Source organism: Mesorhizobium sp. M0894 (assembly GCF_040319725.1).
Lineage (GTDB): Bacteria > Pseudomonadota > Alphaproteobacteria > Rhizobiales > Rhizobiaceae > Mesorhizobium.
In genome coordinates this window covers 35,989-57,384 of the sequence record NZ_JAMYOG010000023.1, presented here as the reverse complement: position 1 = coordinate 57,384, position 21,396 = coordinate 35,989, and the positions used below count along the sequence as shown (strand labels likewise).

At 64.0% G+C, this 21,396-nt stretch carries 20 protein-coding genes; 3 read left to right on the top strand and 17 right to left on the bottom strand.

The window, feature by feature from the left end; genetic code table 11:
* Window positions 1-11: 11 nt before the first annotated feature.
* Together NKH91_RS28835 and NKH91_RS28830 are read right to left on the bottom strand one after the other, a co-directional pair.
* Window positions 12-3,191 (bottom strand): efflux RND transporter permease subunit, encoded by a 3,180-nt coding sequence (locus NKH91_RS28835; RefSeq protein WP_023716801.1) that lies wholly within the window; start codon window positions 3,189-3,191, stop codon window positions 12-14.
* The gene (locus tag NKH91_RS28830) at window positions 3,185-3,460 is read right to left on the bottom strand and encodes a hypothetical protein (protein WP_352885542.1); all 276 of its coding nucleotides are present in this window, start codon (window positions 3,458-3,460) and stop codon (window positions 3,185-3,187) included. The genes NKH91_RS28835 and NKH91_RS28830 overlap by 7 nt, the downstream gene beginning before the upstream one ends.
* 252 nt (window positions 3,461-3,712) lie before the next feature.
* On the opposite strand from NKH91_RS28830, the gene NKH91_RS28825 reads away from it, so the two are divergent.
* Window positions 3,713-4,294: a TetR/AcrR family transcriptional regulator gene (locus tag NKH91_RS28825; protein ID WP_023716803.1), complete on the top strand. Its 582-nt coding sequence runs from the start codon at window positions 3,713-3,715 to the stop codon at window positions 4,292-4,294.
* Between the two features lie 552 nt (window positions 4,295-4,846).
* Here NKH91_RS28825 and NKH91_RS28820 read toward each other — a convergent pair.
* From NKH91_RS28820 to NKH91_RS28780, 9 genes are all read right to left on the bottom strand, one after another.
* Window positions 4,847-5,869: a LacI family DNA-binding transcriptional regulator gene (locus NKH91_RS28820; RefSeq protein ID WP_352484095.1), complete on the bottom strand. Its 1,023-nt coding sequence runs from the start codon at window positions 5,867-5,869 to the stop codon at window positions 4,847-4,849.
* Between the two features lie 50 nt (window positions 5,870-5,919).
* Window positions 5,920-6,714 carry an ATP-binding cassette domain-containing protein gene (locus NKH91_RS28815; protein WP_023716805.1) on the bottom strand — a complete coding sequence of 265 codons (795 nt, stop codon included), beginning with the start codon at window positions 6,712-6,714 and terminating at the stop codon, window positions 5,920-5,922.
* A gap of 4 nt (window positions 6,715-6,718) precedes the next feature.
* Entirely contained in the window at window positions 6,719-7,705 is a 987-nt protein-coding gene (locus tag NKH91_RS28810) for an ABC transporter permease (protein ID WP_023716806.1), read from the bottom strand.
* A gap of 107 nt (window positions 7,706-7,812) precedes the next feature.
* Window positions 7,813-8,745: a substrate-binding domain-containing protein gene (locus tag NKH91_RS28805; protein ID WP_023716807.1), complete on the bottom strand. Its 933-nt coding sequence runs from the start codon at window positions 8,743-8,745 to the stop codon at window positions 7,813-7,815.
* Window positions 8,746-9,102: 357 nt separating this feature from the next.
* Entirely contained in the window at window positions 9,103-9,930 is an 828-nt protein-coding gene (locus NKH91_RS28800) for an SDR family NAD(P)-dependent oxidoreductase (RefSeq protein ID WP_352885543.1), read from the bottom strand.
* Window positions 9,927-10,835, bottom strand: a complete 909-nt coding sequence (locus NKH91_RS28795; protein WP_352484092.1) for an SMP-30/gluconolactonase/LRE family protein — start codon at window positions 10,833-10,835, stop codon at window positions 9,927-9,929. Before NKH91_RS28795 ends, NKH91_RS28800 begins: the two co-directional genes overlap by 4 nt.
* Window positions 10,832-11,665, bottom strand: coding sequence for a carbohydrate ABC transporter permease (locus NKH91_RS28790; protein ID WP_352850407.1), 834 nt, complete (start codon window positions 11,663-11,665; stop codon window positions 10,832-10,834). Before NKH91_RS28790 ends, NKH91_RS28795 begins: the two co-directional genes overlap by 4 nt.
* The gene (locus tag NKH91_RS28785) at window positions 11,662-12,585 is read right to left on the bottom strand and encodes a carbohydrate ABC transporter permease (RefSeq protein ID WP_352484091.1); all 924 of its coding nucleotides are present in this window, start codon (window positions 12,583-12,585) and stop codon (window positions 11,662-11,664) included. The genes NKH91_RS28790 and NKH91_RS28785 overlap by 4 nt, the downstream gene beginning before the upstream one ends.
* 37 nt (window positions 12,586-12,622) lie before the next feature.
* On the bottom strand, window positions 12,623-14,065 hold the full coding sequence (locus tag NKH91_RS28780) for an extracellular solute-binding protein (protein ID WP_352885544.1): 1,443 nt from the start codon (window positions 14,063-14,065) through the stop codon (window positions 12,623-12,625).
* A 294-nt stretch (window positions 14,066-14,359) separates the two neighbouring features.
* Between NKH91_RS28780 and NKH91_RS28775 the strand changes: the two genes are divergently transcribed.
* Together NKH91_RS28775 and NKH91_RS28770 are read left to right on the top strand one after the other, a co-directional pair.
* Entirely contained in the window at window positions 14,360-15,157 is a 798-nt protein-coding gene (locus NKH91_RS28775) for an SDR family NAD(P)-dependent oxidoreductase (protein WP_023716813.1), read from the top strand.
* A 5-nt stretch (window positions 15,158-15,162) separates the two neighbouring features.
* Window positions 15,163-16,179: a LacI family DNA-binding transcriptional regulator gene (locus NKH91_RS28770; protein WP_352484090.1), complete on the top strand. Its 1,017-nt coding sequence runs from the start codon at window positions 15,163-15,165 to the stop codon at window positions 16,177-16,179.
* Window positions 16,180-16,293: 114 nt separating this feature from the next.
* Here the strand turns inward: NKH91_RS28770 and NKH91_RS28765 are convergent, their stop codons facing one another.
* The 6 genes from NKH91_RS28765 to NKH91_RS28740 form a co-directional block, all read right to left on the bottom strand.
* Window positions 16,294-17,508 carry a CoA transferase gene (locus NKH91_RS28765; protein ID WP_352885545.1) on the bottom strand — a complete coding sequence of 405 codons (1,215 nt, stop codon included), beginning with the start codon at window positions 17,506-17,508 and terminating at the stop codon, window positions 16,294-16,296.
* Window positions 17,505-18,509, bottom strand: a complete 1,005-nt coding sequence (locus tag NKH91_RS28760) for a MaoC family dehydratase (RefSeq protein ID WP_352885546.1) — start codon at window positions 18,507-18,509, stop codon at window positions 17,505-17,507. The genes NKH91_RS28765 and NKH91_RS28760 overlap by 4 nt, the downstream gene beginning before the upstream one ends.
* A gap of 15 nt (window positions 18,510-18,524) precedes the next feature.
* Window positions 18,525-18,809, bottom strand: coding sequence for a muconolactone Delta-isomerase family protein (locus NKH91_RS28755; protein WP_023716817.1), 285 nt, complete (start codon window positions 18,807-18,809; stop codon window positions 18,525-18,527).
* Window positions 18,788-19,822: a thiamine pyrophosphate-dependent dehydrogenase E1 component subunit alpha gene (locus tag NKH91_RS28750; RefSeq protein ID WP_084642367.1), complete on the bottom strand. Its 1,035-nt coding sequence runs from the start codon at window positions 19,820-19,822 to the stop codon at window positions 18,788-18,790. The genes NKH91_RS28755 and NKH91_RS28750 overlap by 22 nt, the downstream gene beginning before the upstream one ends.
* Entirely contained in the window at window positions 19,819-20,826 is a 1,008-nt protein-coding gene (locus NKH91_RS28745; RefSeq protein WP_023716819.1) for an alpha-ketoacid dehydrogenase subunit beta, read from the bottom strand. The genes NKH91_RS28750 and NKH91_RS28745 overlap by 4 nt, the downstream gene beginning before the upstream one ends.
* Window positions 20,827-20,921: 95 nt before the next feature.
* Window positions 20,922-21,395, bottom strand: a complete 474-nt coding sequence (locus tag NKH91_RS28740; protein ID WP_023716820.1) for a VOC family protein — start codon at window positions 21,393-21,395, stop codon at window positions 20,922-20,924.
* Window position 21,396 lies beyond the last annotated feature (1 nt).

The following is a 21,396-nucleotide window of genomic DNA, read 5'->3' as shown; positions in this document are numbered from 1 at the left end:
ATTCTCCAGTCCTATTCAGCCGCTTCGGCCAATGGCTCGAAGGCGGGTTCGGCGGTTGGTTGTTCAGTCGTTTCGGAGACCGGTTCGCTCTCGCTGCGGCGCTCGCGCAGCTGCTCGATCACCGCATAGAAGACCGGCACGAACACCAGCGACAGGATGGTCGCTGCGACCATGCCGCCAAAGACGGTGGTGCCGATTGACTGCCGGCTTGCGGCACCTGCACCTGTAGCGAACATCAGCGGCAGCACGCCGAGGATGAAGGCGAAGGCGGTCATCAGGATCGGTCGCAGCCGAAGCCGCGCCGCTTCCATCGCGGCGTCGACGATGCTGAGGCCTTCTTCGCGCCGGCGCCGGGCAAACTCGACGATCAGAATCGCGTTCTTGGCCGCCAGTCCGATCAGCATGACGAAGCCGATCTGCGAGTAGACGTCGATCTGCATGCCGCGCAGCCACAGCACGACGAACGCACCGAACAATGCGAGCGGCACCGCCAGCAGCACCATGAACGGCATCGCCCAGCTCTCATATTGCGCGGCAAGGATGAGGAAAACGAAGACGATGGCGAGGCCGAAGACGACGGATGCGATCGATCCCGCCTTGAGCTCCTGATAGGTGATGCCGGTCCATTCGTAGCCGAAATCTCTCGGCAACGCCGTGGCAGCGGCACGTTCCATTGCCGCCACCGCCTGGCCGGACGAAAAGCCGGGGGCGGCGCCGCCATTGATCAGGGCCGACGCATTGTTGTTGTAGTGCGGCACGGTCTCGGGGCCGACGATGGGCACAAGCTTGCCCAGCGTGCTCAGCGGCACCATGCCACCCGACGCATTGCGGACATAGAGCCGCGAAATGTCGGCCGGACCGGCTCGAGAGTCCTTGTCGGCCTGGATCGTCACCCGGAAGGTGCGGCCAAACAGGTTGAAGTCGTTCACATAAAGCGAGCCGAGATAGATCTGCAGCGTGTTGAAGACGTCCGGCAGGTTGAGCCCGAGCAGCTTTGCCTTGGCGCGATCGAGATCGTAGTTGAACTGCGGCGTCGAGGTTGAGAACGACGAGAACAATTGCTGTGGGTTGAGCTCCGGCTGCTTGCGCGCCTCGGCAATCACAGCTTGCGTCGCATCGTTGAGCGCCACGCTGCCGCGGCCGGTCAGATCCTCGACCTGGAATTCGAAGCCACCGGTGGTGCCGATGCCCGGGATCGAAGGCGGGTCGAAGCTCAGCGCAAAAGCCTCCGGAATTTGCAGCAGCTTGTTGCGCACGTCGGCGACGAGCTTCGAGGCGCTCTGGTCGGGGCCGCGTTCGTCCCATGGCTTCAGGATGGCGAATTCGACCGCCGAGTTCGACTGCGCGGCACTGGTCAGGAAGTTCAAGCCGCTGATCGAGCCGACAATGTCGACGCCGGGCGTGTTCTGCAGGATATCGCGTGCCTTTTGCGCCACTGCATCGGTGCGTTCCAGCGAGGCCCCGTCGGGGAGCTGGATAACGACGAAGAAGTAGCCCTGGTCCTCGACCGGAAGGAAGGTCGAGGGCAGGCGCTGCCAGACGAAGTAGGTCGCGACAAGTCCGGCCGCGAACAGGCCAAGCATGATCCAGCGCAGACGGATGAGAATGCGCACGCCATTCGCATACGCATGCGACAGCCGTTCGAAGCCCATGTTGAACCAGCGGAACAGCACGAACTGCGTTTCAGGCCGGTGGCGCAGGAACGCCGCGCTGAGCGCCGGAGTAAGCGTGAGCGAGACAAAGGCCGAGATGCCGAAGGAGATCGCGACCGTCAGGGCAAACTGGTTGTAGAGCCGGCCGGAAACGCCGGGGATGAAGGCAACCGGCACAAACACGGCCATCAGCACGGCGGTCGTGGCGATGATCGGTCCGGTGACCTCGGCCATCGCCGTACGCGTGGCAGCCAGCGGTTTGAGGCCGGCCTCGAGCTGGCGTTCGACATTCTCGACGACGACGATCGCGTCGTCGACGACGAGGCCGATCGCCAGCACCATGCCGAGCAGGCTGAGCATGTTCAGGGAGAAGCCGAACATGTACATGACGACTAATGTCGACACCAGCGACACCGGAATCGCGATCGTCGGGATGATCGTGGTGCGCCAGCTTTGCAGGAAGATGAACACCACCGCGACGACCAGGACCAGCGCCTCGCCGAGCGTGATCAGCACGTCATGCATAGACGCCGATACGAAACGTGTCGTATCGTAATGCATGGCATAGCTGACCCCCTTCGGGAAGCGGGCCGACAGCTCCTGCATCTTGTCCTTGACGCGCTGCTGCAGATCGAGCGCGTTGGAGCCCGGCATCTGGTAGACCGCGAGCACCACCGTCGGGTCCTTGCCGAAGAAGGCCGACGACGAATATTGCAGCGCGCCGAGCTCGATGCGCGCAACGTCGCGGAGCCGCACCAACGAGCCGTTGGCGGTATTGGCCCGCACGACGATGTCGCCGAACTCCTTGGGGTCGCTCAGCCTGCCGACGGCGTTGACCTGCATCTCGAAAGCGGTGCCGGCCGGAGCCGGCGATTGCCCGATCTTGCCGGCCGCCACCTGGACGTTCTGCTCGGCGACGGCGTTCTGCACGTCGACGGCGGTGATGCCGAGATTGGCGAGCTTGTCGGGATCGAGCCAAACGCGCATCGAATAGCGCCGCTCGCCGAAGATCTGCACGTCGCCGACGCCAGGCAGGCGCTTCAGCGGATCGACCACCTGCAGGTAGGCGAGATTGCTCAAAGTGACCGGGTTGACGGAGCCGTCCGGGGAGGTGAGGTCGACGATCAGGACGAAGTTCGGGTTCTGTTTCTTGATCGTCACGCCGCCCTGGTTGACGATGGCCGGCAACGAGGAAGCCGCCTGCGAAACGCGGTTCTGGACGTCGACGGCGGCGGTGCTCAGGGAATAGCCGACCTCGAAAGTGATGGTGATCGTCGAGGAGCCGTCATTGGAGCTCGACGACGACATATAGGTCATGCCCTGAACGCCGTTGATCTGCTGTTCGAGCGGCGTCGTCACCGTGTCGGCGACAACCTGCGCGCTGGCGCCCGGGTAGTGGGCGCTGACCACGACCTGGGGCGGCGTGATGTCGGGAAACTGCGAGACGGGCAGCAGAAAATAACAAATGCCCCCGGCGAGCACCATGATGATGGCGATCGCCGACGCAAAGATCGGACGATGAATGAAGAAGTTTACCATGAGATGCACGCCTCGCCCGATGCTCTGGCCCGGCCAAAGGCCTTGGCCACCCTGGACAGTCGCCGGCTGCGCGTTGAGCCGGAATCTTCGAGAAAGCCGAAATCTTGCAGCGGGCGACGCGGCGCGTTGCGGCGCTCGGCCTGCTCGTCCGCCAGCGCACGCAGCATCGCCTCGAAAGACCGCGGGTCGACGCGGTCGGCCTTCATCAGCATGCGGATCATCGGATCCTTCACGACTTCATCGATCGTCAGATCATTGCGCTGCGACATCGAAGCGGCTCCTGGTTTTTGGCGATCCGCGGCAGGCCGCGGATCGGGTGTTCTCTTGCTCGCCGGCCGAGGCCGTAAGGTGCGGTTCGTCCCCTTGCCGATTGGGCGGGGCTGATGGCCGGCACTTGCGAGTTTGACATGATGCAATGCGGGTGTTACAGGTAAGTAACATCTCTAACGTTACAGACCGGTAACACCCTAGTCAAGAGGTGCACCGAGGGAATTTCGGGAAACGCAATCACGGAGGTTTTGATGACAGACGGTGTTGTGGAGCGTGTTCGCCCCCGGGACAGGATCCTGGAGACGGCACGGGACATGTTTCACAAGCATGGCATTCGCGGCGTCGGCATCGACGCCATCACCGAGGCCGCCGGTACCAACAAGATGACGCTCTACCGGCATTTCGAGTCCAAGGACGACCTGATCATCGAATGTCTGCGGGCGACCGCCTGCAGCGCCAACGCGATGTGGGAAAAGTTCGAGGCCGAGAATCCGGGCGACAAACTGGCGCAACTGCACGCCTGGGTCCGGATGGCGGCCGATTGCCTGATGTCGGATCGTCGCGGTTGCGACATGGCCAACGCCGCCATCGAGCTGAGCGAGACCGATCATCCGGCGAGGCAAGTGATCAAGGAACTCAAGGAAGCGCAGCGCGAGCGGCTGGTCTCGCTGTGTCGCGATGCCGGCATCGGCCAGGCCGAACTTCTCGCCGACACGCTGTCGCTTCTGCTCGAGGGCGCCCGTGTCAGCCTGCAAAGCGTCGGCGCCGAAGGCCCGAGCGCGCAGTTCGTCCGCATGGCGGAAGGCCTGATCACTTCTTTCAGGGCCAGATAGTCTCGCAAGCGGCGAAACCATTGACAGCTCGTCGGTTACGAGCCGCGCCGCCGAGCGCTCTTTCGTCCCATTCGGATGTGTCGTCACCACACTTCTCCGTCTGCCGCCGCGCCATTCCTTGCGCGGCGTATTGCTTGTTGGTTGTGAGGGCAAGATAGGGCCGGCAGCGAATTGGTGAGAGTGACAAGTGTGACAGGATTCCGCCGGGAAATGCCGTGGCGATCTCAGCGAAGGCCCATCGATTCGCGGATCGATACTCGTCCAGGTGATAGTCATGGCCCCAGCCTTGGCCGATACCTCAGAGCCGGAACGAAAAAAGCCCGCTGCCGGGAGGAGGTGGCAGCGGGCTTGATTTTCGAATGCGGTGCGGGAGGAGGTGCACCGAATTCAACGTCGGCATCGCATCTGGGAGGAGTAGATGGCCGACGCTTATGAACTTACTGGTTGCCCAATGATTCGGCAACCACAAAAGTTGCATAGCTGATGTGCAGATTTGCGGTGTCAACCGAATTTTAACGATCGAGGCCGAGCGAACACCGCCCTCGCGCGGCATCACTGCACCGGGACATTTTCCTTGAAGATCAGGCGCGGCTCGATGAATTTCCGCGTCAGATAGGGCGCCGACGAGGCGATCGAGCCGAGCAGGCGAATGACCGACTGTTCGGCGATCAGCCTGGCATTCTGGTCGATGACGACGTCGAGCAGATCGTCGACGAGATAGCCGCGCGTTTCGCGCGTCAGATCATGGCAGATGAACACCGGCTTTTTCTGCGGTCTGGCTTCGAGCAACGCTTTCGCCACGCCTGATCGTCCGGCGCCGATACAGTAGATGCCGAGCAGCTCCGGCTCGTTGTGCAGCGCCTTCATGGTCGCGGTGTAACTGACCTCCGGCTCGTCGTTGATCTCGACGGCACTGGTGACGGTCAGATTGGGGAACTCCTCGCCGAGCACGGAGCGAAAGCCCATTTCGCGTTCCTCGTGGCCGCGATAGGAACGTGAGCCGACCACCATCGCCAGATGGCCTTTGCGGCCGCCGAGGAACCGTCCCATCAGCAGCGCCGCGGTGCGGCCCGCCACCCGGTTGTCGATACCGACATAGGCCGAGCGGGGCGCGCCCGGAACGTCGGACACCAGCGTGACTAGGCGGATGCCGGCCTCGACGATCTCGCGCAAGATGTTGCGCGTCCTTGGATGATCGACGGCAATGACGCCGACCCCGTTCGCCTTGAGGGAGAGGTTTTCGACGGCTGTCTGTAAGGCGCTCGGCGAGATCCCGGTGAGCTTATGGATGCGGCAGGAGGCGACCAGCGGCAGGCGCGCCGCATAATCCTCGATGTGCCTGGCCAGATCGGCCATGAAGGCATTGCTGCCGATCGGCAGGAAGAATTCGAGATGCGCCGGCCGCGAGGGCAACGCGACCTGGTCGACAACCGGCAGATAGCCGAGCTGCTTGGCCGCCTCCATTACGCGCTGCCGGTTGGCGGCACTCGCCCCCGGCCGGTTGTTGAGCACACGGTCGACCGTCGCGGTCGACAGGCCGCAGCTCCTGGCAATATCCGAAACGGTGGCTTTCATCTCGCAACCATGTGGCGATGCGATCCAGTGCCTCGGCGGTCAGCCGGCGGTCAGTCGTGCCGCTTTGTGCGCTCGACCAGCGCGTCGTGGATCTCCTTGTCCGACATGCCGGTGATGACGCGTTCGACTTCGGCGACGCTGGTCTTCTTCGGGTCGATATCGTCGGCGACCACCTTGCCGCGGCGCATGACGACGATGCGGTCGACCACCTGGAAGACGTGGTGGATGTTGTGGGCGATGAAGATGCAGGAATGGCCGGAATCGCGGGCGCTGCGCACGAAGCTTAGAACGCCTTGCGTTTCGGCGACGCCGAGATTGTTGGTCGGCTCGTCGAGGATGATGAGGTCGCTGTCGAAATGCATGGCGCGTGCAATCGCCACCGCCTGCCGCTCGCCGCCGGAGAGCGAGCCGATCGGCGTCGTCGGCGGAATGTTCTTCGAGATGCCGACCTGCTTGAGCAGGTCGCGGGCAACCACGTTCATCGCCTCCTGGTCCATGCGGTTGAGGAAACGCGGCGGCTTGATCGGCTCGCGTCCAAGGAACAGGTTGCGGGCGATCGACAGTTGCGTCACCAGCGCCGAGTCCTGGTAGATCGTCTCGATGCCGTGGGCGATGGCGTCGCTGGTGCTGCGCAAATTTACCCTCTTGCCGCGGATGAAGATGTCGCCGCTGGTCAGCGGGACCGCGCCCGACAGCACCTTGATCAGCGTCGACTTGCCGGCGCCATTGTCGCCGAGCAGTCCGACGATCTCCCTTTCGTTGACATGGAAATTGGCATCAACCAGCGCCTGAACGCGGCCATAGGACTTGCGGATGTTCGTCATGCGGATCAGCGGCTCGACCATCGTCTCAAGTCCCTGCCTGATGCCGGCGTTCCAGCCAGGAGTGGAGCGCCATCATGCCGAGGATGATAGCGCCGATGAAGATGTTGTAGGCAAGGCCCGGCACACCGATCAGCACGATGCCGTTGCGCATCACGCGCAGGATCAGGATACCGAGCACTGTGCCGATGATGGTGCCGCGCCCGCCGGTCAGCGCCGTACCGCCGATCACCACCATGGCGATGACTTCGAGCTCGTAGCCGGTGCCGCTGTTGGGGTTGGCCGCCGAGGTGCGCAGCGAGCTGATGACGCCGGCAAGCGAGGCCAGGATCGACGACAGGATGAACAGGCCGATCTTGACGCCGCTGACATTGACGCCGCGCGCCCTTGCGGCACTCGGGTTGCCGCCGGCCGCCTGGATCCAGTTGCCGGTCCGGCTCTGCGTCAGCACGTAGCCGAGCGCGACGGCGGCCGCGATGAACCAGAACAGCGACATATAGATACGGAACGGCCCGATGAAGAAATCGCCGACCAGGGCTTCCGCCAGCCAGCTGCCCTCGGCGCTCCAGGTCCGCTGCGGAAACCCGTTGGTGACGAACAAAGCGGTGCCGCGCACCACCAGCAGCATGCCCAGCGTCACCAGGAAGGACGGGATCTTGAGCTGCGTCACGAACCAGCCATTGACCAGCCCGATGAAGGCGGCAACCACCAGGGCAACGGCGAAGGCGGCTTCGAGCGAGGTGAGACCGCTGTTGAACAGCGTCCACATCAGGACCGGCGAGAAGCCGAACACCGAGCCGACCGAGAGGTCGAATTCGCCCGATGTCATCAGCAGTGTCATCGCCAGCGCGATCAGCCCGAGTTCGACCGTGAAGGCCAGCGTGTTCGAGATGTTCTGCGGCGACAGGAAGTCGTGATTGATGCCCCAGAACACGGCAATCTCGACGACAAGCAGCACGAAAGGCCCGAACTCTGGCCGCGCGATCGAGCGTTGGATAAGGGAACGATTTTCCACCTTGGACCCGCGATAGGATTGGAACTGGCCGAGACGGCAACCGGCTTCGGCGGAATGATGAGACAGTCACGGCCGCCGGAGCGGCCGTGACCAACTCGATCGCGGATTTATTTGCCGGACAGGATCTTGTCGTAGACTGCCGCGGTGTCCTTCTCGTACAGCGCGCCGGTGATCACGTCGAAGCCGGGCGGAATGCCGCTCGCCGCCATGTTGGCGAGCGAGAGCGCGACGTAGCTGGTCGCCTGCGGATCCTGCCACTGGCCGGCATTGACGTAGCCGTTCAGCACTTCCTGGGTGGTATCGAGCGAGTTGCCCCAGCCGACAACCGGGATTTCGCCCGGCTTGACGCCGACCTGGTCGAACACTCGCTTGATCGAACCGGTGACAAGGTCGCCGAGACCGATGACCGCCTTGACCTTGGCCCTGTTGGCGGTGAGGTAATCGACCATGCGGTTGATCACTTCGGCCTGGTCGAGCGTCGCTTCGGTGATTTCATAGGTGATGCCGAGCGGCTCGAAGACGCTCTTGATGCCTTCCTCTTCCTGGACGCCATAGGTGGCGCCGGGAATTTCGACCGGCATCCAGACGAAGTCGCCCTTCTTCACCAGGCCCTTGTCGACCAGATACTGCGCCCAATGCTTGCCGAAGGTGACGTTGTCGCCGCCGACATAGGCGTTGAAATCCGCCTTCGGGTCGGGCGTGTTGAAGTTGATGATCGGGATGTTCGCCGCCCGCGCTTCCTTGACGATCTCGACCAGGCTGCCCGGATCGGGGCTGGTGGTGGTGATGCCGTCGGCCTTGGCGGCGATTGCGGCGCGAACGGCTTCCTGCTGCGACGCCACGTCACCATTGTGGAACGAGGTGTTGACGGTATTGCCGGTGTCCGTCGCCCATTGCTTGGCGCCGGCAAGGAAGTAGGTCCAGACCGGATCGGCCGGGCCGCCATGCGAAATCCAGTAGAATGTCTTGGCCTGTGCCGCGGCCGGAATGGCCAGCGCCACCACCAAGCCAAGTACAAGCAGTCTTAGCCTCGTCAGCATTTGATTTCCTCCCATTTGAACCGAACTCCTCCTCCCACGACGATCGCGGCGAAAAACCGTGCGCGGCAAAAACCGCGATCGTATTCTGCCAGCGTCGACCTGGGTGCATCAGAGCATCCCCTTTTTCGATCGATGGCAAGCCTTCATCTGCCAGTGGTAGTTGGCGCATCCGCAGGCGCCATCAGCCCTACCATCAGATTGCATCAGTTTGCGTGATATTTTTCAGGCAGGCGATTCCTGGACTGCGTCGGCCGGATTGCTCCCGGCGCCCATCTACTCCAAACGACCATGACGTCCCTTGTCGTGGGCGCTGCGGGCCTGTTTGATACCGAAGACCTCAGATTCCGGATGTCAAGATCAGCCCTTGATCCAGGCCGGGTCGCGAAAATTGTCCCATGTGGCACCGATGCCTGCATCGACCGGAATGGCAGCGCCTGTAATGCCATTGGCTATGGGCGAGGCGACGAACGCAATCGCCGCTGCGATGTCACGCGGTGTCAGCACCCGGCCGAGCGGATGCCGCTCGGCGTAGGAGGCGAGGATCTCGTCACCATTCGGCAGCGCTGCCAGCCGTCCGGCCAGCAGCGGCGTATGGGTCACGCTCGGGCAGACGCAATTGACCGTGACCCGGTCCCGCGCCAGGTCGAGCGCCGCCGCGCGGGCAAGGTTGAGCAGCGCTCCCTTCGACACGCAGTAGGAGAACATGCCGTGCTCGGCCTGCAGCCCATCGAGGCTGGAGAGCAGCACGATGGCGCCGCTCTTTTGCTTGCGCATGCCCTTGGCCGCCTCGCGCACCACCAGGAACGAGCCTCGCACGTTGACGCCCATCACCTGCTCGAAATCCTCGACCGAGGTCTCGAACACCGGCCCGCCGGTGCCGAGCACGCCGGCACAGGCCACGGCGACATCGATTTCGCCAAGCTGCTTGCGCGTCGCCGCAAAGGCATCGGCGACGGTCTTCTCATGACCGGCATCGCCTTCGAAGGCGATCGCTTTCCGACCGATGTGCTTGACCTGCCTGGCGGTGTCTGCAGCAGTGCCCGCGGTCCAGTCGAGGATCGCGACATCGGCGCCGAGATCGGCCAGTGTCAGCGCCGTCTCGCGGCCTATGCCCGAGCCGCCGCCGGTGATGAAGGCGACCTTGCCTTGATAGGAAAGTCCGGGAAACGGTTCGCGCGGGCTCATGCGCCGGCCTTCGTTGCCATTTTGATCGTGCCTTTGTAGGTCGGGGCGCCGCCGCCCGGCACTTTCAGCCGCCACAGGCGCCCGGCATAGGACGGTTTGTCGCTCGATGCCAGCACGCTGGCGTCGGTCACCCACAGCGTCTCGCCATCGAAGGCGAGATTGGTCGGCGCGCCGCCGCACTTGATGAAGCCCTTGATGGCGCCGTCGCGGGCGACGACATGGATGCCGCCGCCGACCAGATCCGTGACCAGCAGCGAACCGTCGGCGGCGATCGTCATGCCGTCGAGGATCGGGTTATCCCCCGGCATGCGGCCGAGATCCTCGATGCTGCCGTCGCCCTTCAGTCGCCTGACACGGCCGGTGTAAGATTCGTCCCAGACGATCGAGCCGTCGGCCTCGACGACGATGCCGTTCGGAAACACCGGTTCTGGGAAGGCCACCTTGATTGTCGCCTTGCCGTCCGGCGCCAGCGCAAAAATGTAGCTCGGGTCGGGACTGGCGGGATTATAGGTGCCGGGGTCGGTCCAGACCAGCGTACCATCCGGCGCAAAGACCAGATCGTTCGGGCCATTGAGTTTGACGCCCTCGACCTCGGTCACCAGAATTTCCGGCCCGGCGCCCGGCCGCACCCGCTGGATCGATGGCACGGTCATCTCAGGCGCGCGCCACGGACCGACGGTGCCGCCGTTCTGGCAGACATAGAGCGCGCCGTCGGAGCCAAGCACGCAGGAGTTCGGCGCGCCGGTGACATAGGCGAATTGCCTTGCCTTGTCGTCCTTGCCAACGATGGTCAGCTGGCTGCGGTAGCTTTCGACGAAGACCAGGCTGCCGTCCGGCATCACGGTCGGCCCTTCCGGCCATCCGAGATTGTCCGTCACCAGTTCCGGCGAAAGATCGTTCTTCATTTCACGGCCCCTGCGGTTAGTCCGCGCACGATGTAGCGCTGGACGAAAAGCGAGAAGAGGAGGATCGGGATGACAGTGACGACGCCGACCGTCGCGGCGATGTTCCAGTCGATCGGTCGCTGCGCGCTGACCAGGGTCGCGGCACCCAGCGATATGGTCTGGAAGGCACGGCTGTCGATGACGTAGAGTGCGACCAGGAACTCGTTCCAGATGAACAGCGCGCCGAACAGCGCTGCCGTCACCAGGCCCGGCCGCACGATCGGCAGCATGACGTGCCACAGCACACCGACGCGCGTGCAGCCGTCGATCATCGCCGCTTCATCGATCTCGCTCGGGATTTCGTCGAAGAAGCCGATCATGATCCACACCACGAGCGGCAGCGAAAAGGCGATATAGGGCAGGATCAGGCCCGGATAACTGTCCTGCAGGCCGGCCGTCTTGACCATCAGAAACAGCGGAATGGCGACCGCGATCGGCGGCATGAAGCGCATCGACAGGATGGTGCTTGCCAGCTGCTCGCTACGCTTGAAGCGCAGCCTTGAAAACGCATAGGCCGCCGGCGTGCCGATCAGAATCGCGGCTGCGGTTGCGATGCCGACCACGATGATGGAGTTGAGGGTGAAGGCCAGCATCCCCTGGCTGAACAGCACCTCATTGTAGTTCTTGACGATCTGCGTCCAGTTGAGGTTGAGCGTCGGTGGCACCTGCGCCAGGATCTCGATGCGCTTCTTGGTAGACAGCACCGCCAGATAGAGGAAGGGCGCGGCGCCGAAGATGCCGAGCACAATGAGGAAAAGGTAGGCGATGACCCGGCCCGGGCGGATACTCATCGCGAGTTCCCGGGCCGGATCTGGACGTATCTGAGCATCACTGTCGTGCCGACGGCGAGGATCAGAAGCATCATGTAGGCGACCGCCGCGGCATAGCCGTAATTCTGGAACTGGAAGCCGTTCTGGAACGAGAAAAAGGACAGCGTCGTCGTGCTGCGCGCTGGCCCGCCATAGCTCAGCCCGTAGATCAGGTCGAACGAACGGAAAGCATCGACGGCGCGGAACACGGCGGCGAAGACGATGGCCGGCGTCAGCATCGGCAGCGTGATGCGCCGGAAGGTGACGAATGGGCCGGCGCCGTCGACCTGGGCGGCTTCGAAGACGTCCTGCGACAGCGCCTGCAGGCGCGCAAAGACGATGATGAAGACGAATGGCGTCCATTGCCAGCAGTCGACGAGGATCACCGTGACCATCGACATGCCGACCGAGCCCAGCCAGTCGGGTGGCGTCAGTCCGATCTGCTTTATCGCCCAGTTGACCAGCCCCCAGTCCGGATTGAGCAGGGCGCGCCACATCACCCCGACGATGATCGGCGTCATCAGCATCGGCAGCAACAGGATGCCGCGCACGATCCAGGCGCCCTTCAGCTGCAGGTTGAAGAACATCGCCAGTGCGACGCCGAGCACGACCTGGATGGAAACCGAGAAAAACACCATGATGGCGCTGTTCATGGCGGCGTTCCAAAACAGCGGATCGACCAGCAGGGCACGGTAATTGGCGAGGCCGACGAAATTGCCGGTGCCGGTCGCGGCGGTCAAATCTGTAAGCGACAGGCGCAGGCTGTGGAACAGCGGATAAATGCTGAAGACGATCAGGTAAAGCAGGCACGGGCCGAGGAGCAGCCACACGGCTCTCCCCGGCTCGTCACGTGTGCCGAAGACGAATTTCGTCTGGGTGGCGGCGGTTGTCGCAAGGCTCATCGAAAATCACATCCACAGCGATCCGCGCGGGCACCGATCAGGCAAGGTGGCCTGCCTTCCGCAAGATCGCCTCCCACTGGGTCTGCACTTTTTCACAGGCAGTCTTGGCACCTTGCGTGCCGATCAGCGCCGCGTTGAACTCGACGTTCATGACATCGTTGAGTTGAAAGAATTCCGGGATCAGCGACGTCGGTATGGTGTCGGCCGTCTCGATCGCCGTCAGCGCGTCCTTGAGGTAGGGGAACTTCGCCACCAGCTCGGGATCTGTGAAAGCCGAGGTGCGGTTCGCATCGATGTTGTATTTCTCGATGGAATAGCGGTTCACCGCCTTGCTGGTGATCCAGGTCAGCGCCAGCCAGGCGGCGTCCTTCTTCGCCGGGTCGATATTCTTCGGGATGCCGACCCCCCAGCCGCCTTGGATTGCCCGCGGCGACTTGCCGTCGCCGGAAGGAACCGGGGTGGTCGCGGTGGTCTCGGCGACCATGGAATTCTCGCTGTTCAGGATCGGCCCGGCAATTGTAGACCAGAAGATCATCTGCGCGATCTTGCCGGTGGAGAAGCCGTCGACGTTTTCGGCAAAGCCGTATTTGGTCACATTCTTCGGCGCATAGGGCAGCAGGTCGATCAGCATCTGCAAGGCGCCGATGCCTTCCTTGGAATTGACCTGCGGCTTAAAATTCTTCTCCTTGGCGCTGCCGGTCATCAGCACGCCGCCAGTGGTGATGAAGCGAGTGTACCAGTCGACCGCGGCGAGCGAGAAATCGTTGGCGCCGATGAAGGAGCAACCGGCCACGTCGTCGGTGTTGAGCTTCTCGGCGGCAGCCTTGAACTCGTCCCAGGTCTTGGCCGGCTGCAGGCCTGCCGCGTCGAATAGGTCCTTGCGATAGAAATAGATGACCGACCCGGAATGCAGGCCGGGTATGCCGTAGACGTCCTTGCCTTTGCCGACCGTGCCGGAGGCCATATCGAAAATGCCGACATTCTTCATCGCCGCCGGGATGAGATCGGCGAAATCCCAGTCCGGCGGCGTTTTTGCGGGATCGTCGATATAGGCGTTGAGCTGCTCGTAATAGCCGCCGCCGACCTGCTGGGTCGTCAGGAACCCAAGATACTCGATCAATTCGAACGAGGATTTGTCTGCCTTGAGGTTCTGCAATGTCTTTTCGATCAGCGCGCCGAGTGCCGGCGAGGTGATCTCCAGTTCCATGCCGGTCTCCTCGACGAATTTCGGCAGCATGTCGGCGAGCGCGCGATGGTCGTTCTCGTCGCCGGTCATCAGGATGTTGATTTTGGTGCCGGCGAACTTCTTCATGTCGAAACCGGCGGCATAGAGCGGCGACGTGCCGCCAAGTCCTCCAAAGGCCGTCGCCAGGCCCAGCATGCCGGCGCGCTGCATCAGGTCGCGGCGCGTCAGGCCGCCTGTATCCACGGCGGCGTTTTCGCCGGGCCGCGGGTGATCCGTCTGCTCTTTTCCGCTCATGTCTCACTCCCCAGTTTCTTCTTTGTTCTGCCGACGGGACTGCATCGGTCCGGACGGCAGATTGCATCCGGCGATCTAAATAGTCAATCGATTGCTTAATGATCGCTCAAACGATTGCTTGAACAAACACGTCGTGTTATCGATGCCGTGCTCTATGGGTGAGAATTGTCTCGGGCGCAGGCGCTTGACAGCTGTCGCGCACGGCCTCTACACGCTGGCAAACAACAATGTGCCAGGCGACTGAATGGCGGCCTTCCAGCGCATCCGAAGCCCGAACCGACAGGGAGGTCGTCGATGAGCCTGGGAAGCGTTGTCGTGACAGGTGCGGGCGACGGCATAGGACGCGCCATAGCGATCCGATTGGCCGCCGACGGCTGGAATGTCGTCGGCCTCGAACTTGACCGGGCGGCAGCCGAGGCGCTTGGCAAGACGCTTGGCAACGGCCATCATGCGGTGTGCGGCGACGCATCCGACCGCTCGGTGCTGAAAGCCGCCCGCGAGGCGGCGGAACAACTCGCGCCGTTGCGCGGATGGGTCAACAATGTCGGCATCGCCTTGATGGGCAATCTGCATGAACCCAATGAGCCCGAGGTCGAGCGTTTGTTCGCCGTCAACCTGATGTCGCATTTCTGGGGCTCGTCCGAAGCCATCCGGACGTGGGTTCGAGACCGGGCGACCGGTTCGATCGTCAATGTCTCCTCGGTGCATGGCCGCTCGGCCTTCAACATGTGGGCGGCCTATGATGTGGCCAAGGCCGGCATCGATGCGCTGACCCGCTATATCGCGGTCGAATACGGGCCGATCGGCATCCGCGCCAATGCGGTCGCGCCCGGCGCCGTCCGTACGGCGCTGGTGCAACGCGTGATCCGCGACAGCCCCGACAGCGCGGTGGCTGAAAAGGAAATGTCGATTCAGCATCCGCTCGAGCGCATCGGCGAGCCGGAGGAGATCGCGGCCGCCGTCTCGTGGCTGATTTCGTCCGAGGCCTCGTTCGTCACCGGCCAGTCGCTGGCCGTCGATGGCGGCTTGACCTCGCGCTGCTACCGCTATGCGCCCGACGCGCAACTGCTCGCCATGTACGGAAAGGGCTGAAGCCTTTGAAGCCAATCAGCCCGCCTGGGCGCGCCACGCTGAAGGACATTGCCCGCACTGTCGGCGTCGACGTTTCCACCGTTTCCAAGGTGCTCAACGACGGCGGCATCAGCGTGCGGCCGCAGACGCGCCAAGCAATCATCGACGAGGCAAGCCGGGTCAACTATCGCCCACATGCGCTTGCTCGCAACCTGCGCACCCAGCGCACCGGCGCACTCGGCATTCTGCTGCCCGACCTCACCAATCCAATCTATGCCGAGACGGTGCATGGTGCGATGCGCCAGGCCGAACGGTCCGGCTACGTCATGCTCATTGCCGAGGTTGCGGACGAGCGCACCTCTGCCGCCGCCTATATGCGGTTGGTCAGCGAACGCCGCATCGACGGGCTGATCATCGCCGTCAGCGCCGAAACCAGCGAGATGATCGCTGCCATCGAGAACAATCCGGTGCCGCACGTCTTCGTCAACCGCCGTTCCAGCATCGGCCGCAGCGTCACCGTCGACGACCAGGCTTCGGGACGGCTTGCCGCGCAGACCCTGATCGAGGCCGGCCATCGGCGCCTCGGCTTCATCGGCGCGTTGCCCGAACTCGACACCTCGCGACGCCGGCGCCATGGCTTCGTCGAAGTCTGCCAGGCTGCCGGCCTGCCGGCCGTCGTCGAAATCGCCGGCCCGGTCTCGCGCCGCGGTGGCTACGATGCCTTGCACAGGCTGCTCGATGAGGCGCAACGCCCGACCGGCGTCTTCGCCTTCAACATGCTGGTCGGCATCGGTGCGCTGGCGGCGGCCCGTGTGCGCGGCGTGCGCGTGCCGGACGATCTTTCGGTGGTCACGCTCGACGGCGAGGACGCCATCTTTACCGCGCCGCCGCTGACCGCCATCATTACCCCGCTCGCCGAAATGGGCGCGCGCGCCGTCGTCGAGCTCGAAGCCATGATCCAGGGGCGCGAACCGCAGGATGTCGTCATCGATATCCCGCCGAAGCTGGTTTACCGCGAATCCGTGGCGCCGCCGCCTCGCTAAAGCGGTTCATCGTTTCACGGAAACGCCGAACCGCTCTATCTCTTTGTTTCTACGCAATTCCGGACGGAAAACCGTTTCACACCTTTCCTGGAATTGCGCTAAAGCCTTCGCGGCTCAAGCCGTCGCCGGACCGGCGACGATGCCGCGGTCGTGCAGGCTTCCGATCTCGCCGTCGCTCAACCCCAGTTCGGTCAGGATCTCGTCGGTGTGCTCGCCAAGTACGGGCGCGCGGGCTGCAGGAAGCCGTTCCACCGAGGAGAAATCCAGTGGCGAAGTCGGCGTCAGCAGCGATCCGAGACCGGGGTGATCGACCTTTGCGAACATCGGGTTGTCCGTCGAGCAGCGCGGATCCTCGACCAACAATTGCCGGAATGTCTGGTAAGGCCCCCACGAGACGCCGGATGCCGTGAAGATGCGCCGCACGTCGGCGAAGCTCCGTGCCGAAAACCACGGCGCCAGTAGGGCGGCGATCGCCTCGCGCGCCGCATAGCGCCCGCCTTCGCTGTCGAGGTCGGCGCCGCTTGTTGCCGCGAGCTTTGCCGTGTCCAGCCCGGTCGCCTGCAGCAGTACGGCCCATTGCCGGCCGGTCAGCGCCATCACCATGACGCGGCGGTCGTCGGCGGTGAGGAAATCCCGCCCGAACGCACCATAGAGATAGTTGCCGTCCTTTTCGGCACTGCCTCCAAGTTCGGCCTGCGCCAGCCGACCGAGATTGCCGGTCATGGCCAGCGCTACGTCCGATAGCGCCAGTTTCACCAATGACCCGTTGCCGGTGCGGCTGCGGTGGCGGTCGGCGGCAAGCACGCCCACCGCCGCCATCTCGCCCATCGCGATGTCCCAGGCCGGCAGCACGCTATTGGTAGGCTCCGTGGCGCCGCGCGCGCCGGTGATTTCGGCAAAGCCGGTTGCCGCGTTGACGGTATAGTCGACCTCGCTGGTTCCATCATTGTTGCCGGTCAGCGCGATCATGATGACGTCGTTGCGCCGGTGCTTCAGGGCCTCGTAGGAGAGGGCGCCGCGCGCCGCAAAATTGGTCAGGAAGATGCCGTTGCCCGGCCCCGGTCTCGCGATCAGACTGGCCACGACGTCCTGCCCTTCGGGCGACTGCAGGTTGATCTGGATCGAACGCTTGCCCTTGTTCATGCCGGCCCAGAACAGGCTCTGGCCGTTGTCCGCCACTGGCCACCGGCCATGGTCGAGCCCACCGCCGATCTGGTCGTAGCGGATCACGTCGGCCCCCAATTGTGCCAGCGTCATGCCGCCAAGCGGTGCCGCCACGAAGGCCGAGCCCTCGACGATGCTAAGGCCGGCGAGAATGCCGCCGCTCATGCGAACAGCCCCACTGATCGCCAGTCGAGCACGTCGGAAATCCCGCCATCGGAAGCGGTCGCCCGCACCAGTGAGCGCAAATGCACCAGCCCACCGCCGCCGGGCAGAGGCTCGCAGTGCCCGATGCCGATTTCGGAGTGCAGCGTGTCGCCCTCGTGCACCGGCCCCAGATGATCGCAGTCCTGCCAGCCCAAAATGGTTACCAGCGACGGCAGTGCACGGGTCAACTGTGCCGCTGCCAGCCCGATCGTATGGCCGCCATAGACGAGGCGCTGCCCCGTCTGGGTGCGGTCATGGTGGATCGTCGCCAGGTTCATCGTCAGCCGCGCCAGCTCCGGCGCGCTGCTCACCACATCGCCGCCGGCAAGGCGATGGATGGTGCCGGCGCTGAGATCGTTGAAATGCGGGCCAGGCACCGCCTTGCGGTAAGCGTCGAGGTTCCATCCGCCGATGGCCGCCGGCGCTCCCGTGAACTCGGATCGCGGCGGATCGGTTTCGCCCTGCGCGGCACCATCCCCTGCCTGTCTGGCCGGTAGTAGCGCGCACCGGCAGAAATCGAGTACCGGTCGGTCCTCCTGATCGCTGGTGGCGATCCGCACGGTGACCAGGCCGCGCGACGCACGCCCCGGCCTGGCGGCGGCGGACCGCAGCCCGATGATGGTGGTAACGGTCTTCAAACTGTCGCCGATCGCCGGCGCCCGGCGAAAGATCAGACCGCGGTAGAAGAGGTTGGCGATCGCCCGCTGCGTCACCAGCGTCGACTGGCCGATCGCCACGTCCCAGACCAGCGCCGGCGCGGCAAAAGGCTGCTTTAGTCCGGTCACGGATGCCGACAGTGCCGCATCGAAGGCCAGCCTCAGCCTGCCGCCGACGATTGTATGGTGGGCAGCGGCAAGGCCGTCGCTCAGCCGCATCACCGGCGCTCCGTCGAAGCGGTCGCCGATGCGGAGATCCTCGTAGAACGGACCGTCGATGCCTATTGCGGGTGGAGACGTGCTCACGCTGCTGATCCTTCGTCAGCTTCGGCCCGGATCAGAAGGATGCGCTGCCAGCGGCCGCACCACCACCTTCAGCCAGGGGTAGAACGGCAGCGACGCGATCGCCTCATGCAGCGCGGTCGCGTCGGGCGCCTCCCAGATGCCGAAATTCGCCCATCGGCCCGGCTGACGCCACAGCCGGCGCACGATGCCGGCTGCGGCCAATTCCTTGGCGCGACGGCCTTCTGCCGCGATCAGCTCCGCCTTTTGCCGGGGGTCGCCGTCGGGCGGGAAATTGACCTCTATTTCGACCAGAAATTCCATCTCTGGTCCCCTCCAGCCGAATGGGCGCCGACATGCGACAGGATTTCGCCGAGATCCGGCGCCGGTGAGTCCAGCACCTCCATTGTCGCCCGCTCCACGGCATCGCTTATGTCGGCCTTAAGCTGGTCGAGACCGCCCGGCGCCAATATTTTTTCGCCGGCCAGCCGCTCTGCCAGGATGTCGATAGGGTCACGCTTCAGCCAGGCATCGAGCTCGCCGGCCGGCCGATAGGTCGCCGGGTCCGAACGTGAATGGCCGGAATAGCGATAGGTCTTCATTTCGATCAGTGTCGGCCCTCCGCCGCGGCGGGCGCGGGCGACGGCGGTCGCCATCGCCTCCGCCACCTTGTCGACATCCTGCCCGTCGGCGACGACGCCCGGCATGTTGTAGCTCGCGGCACGTATGGCGATGTCCTCGACCGGCGTCGACAGCTGGATACGGGTGTATTCGCCGTAGAGATTGTTCTCGCAGACGAAGACCACCGGCAGCTTGCGGATCGCCGCGAAATTGAGCGACTCGTGGAAGGCGCCGATATTGGCCGAGCCGTCGCCGAAAATGGATACGGCGATGCGGTCCTTGCCGCGGGCGCGAGCCGCCATCGCCGCGCCGCAGGCGATCGGCAGGCCGGCGCCGACGATGGCGGCGGTCGGCAGCAGCCCGACCTCCGGCTCGACCAGATGCATGGAACCGCCGAGGCCACCGGCGCAACCGATGACGCGGCCGCAGATCTCGCCGATGACCGCCGTTGGCGACACGCCGAGCGCCAATGCATGGCCATGGCCGCGATAGGTGCAGGTGACGATGTCGTCGGGATCGATCGAGCGCGCGATGCCGACCGAGACGGCCTCCTGTCCGCTGGCAAGATGCGTGCTGCCGCGGACGTGCCCTTCGGCGAAGAGTTTCTGGATGCGCTCCTCGACCGCGCGAATCTCGACCATGCGCGTGAGCTGCTCCAGCCTGTTCTTCAAGGCCTCGCGCCGCACGATCGGCACATTCGAATTGGAGAGCGTCATGCTGCGTTCCTCCACCACGGAAGGGGTGGCTTGTTGGTCGAGACAAGCGTTGCGATCTGCTCGGCCACATAGGCCGGGCTCGGCAGGAAACGGGCTTCGAGCGCGCCGCTATAAGGTACGGGCGCTTCGGGAAGCGTGATACGATGCGGCGGCGCCTTCAGCCGGCCGAACGCTTCGATGGCGATCGACGAGACGACATCGCCGCCCCAGCCGCTGCCGGCCGGCGCCTCTTCGAGCGTCACCAGGCGGCCTGTGCGCACAACCGATTCGGCAACGGTCCGGCGGTCCCATGGCCACAGCGTCAGAAGGTCGACGACCTCGATATTGGCGTGGCTGGTTTCCGCTGCCGCGAGCGCCACCCGCCGCATCGCGCCGCAGGTGACGAGCGTCACGTCGCTGCCGGGCCGCGCGATCTCGGCCTGGCCGAGCGGAATGCGGTAGTTGCGGTCGAATTCGTATTCCTCGCGCTCGGCGTAAAGCACGCGCGGTTCGAGCACCACCACCGGATCCGGATCTTCGATCGCCGACCGCAGCAGGCCATAGGTCGTGCGCGCATTGCTGGTCACCGCGACCTTGAGGCCGGGCGTGCCGCGGAACCAGTGGTCGAGCATCTGCGAATGCTGGCAGCCAAACCCCTGGCCGGCGCCGGCTGACGCGCGCACGACGAGCGGCGTCGTCAGCCGGCCGCGCGACAGATAGCGCATCGTTGCCGCCTGCGTCGTCAACTGGTCGAGCGCGACGCCGATGAATTCGATGAACATCATCTCGACCACCGGCTTCAGGCCGCAGACGGCAGCACCGACCGCGGCACCCATGAACGCCATTTCCGAAATCGGTGTGTCGATCACCCGTTCGGGGCCATGCGTGGCAAGCAGCCCCTCGGTCACCTTGAACGGACCGCCGGCGGCGGCGATGTCTTCACCCATGACGATGACGCTGGGGTCATCCGTCATCGCGTCGTCAAGTGCCCGCAGAACCGCTTGCCGTATCCAGATCTTAGCCAAGGTTCAGACCTCCCAATGCACTGCCCGGATCGTCGATAGCGTCGGCGAAATTATCGCAGCGGAAGAAATTTGGAACGTTTTTATCGGCACTGGCGTCATTCCGGTTTGTAGCTGCCGAAGGCTTGGGCACTTTCGATGAGCTCGACGCGGAAGCCGTCCGGGTCGATCATGTAAACCGCCTTGCCGCCCTTGTTCGGCCCGATCGTCGGTGTCACCGGCGGCGACACGGATTTGACGCCCATCGCCGTCAGTTTTTCGTAGAACGACATGAGGTCATCGACGTTGAAGGCGATGTGGCCATTGCCGACATTGCCGTTATGCATGTCGACGGGAATCTGCTCGACATTGCGGTATTCCAGAAGCTCGAGGCAGACGTCGGTACCGGGCAGGCGCAGGATGGCGCTGTGCAGGTCGACTTCCGGATAGCCGACCAATTCGCCGATATAGGGCGCACGCGGGTTCCATTGGAACGCCAGCTCGAATCCGAGCACGTCGCGATAGAACGCGATCGAGCGGTCGAGCGACCGCACGGTGAAGCCGGTGTGATGGGCTTTCGTGATCCTGGCCATT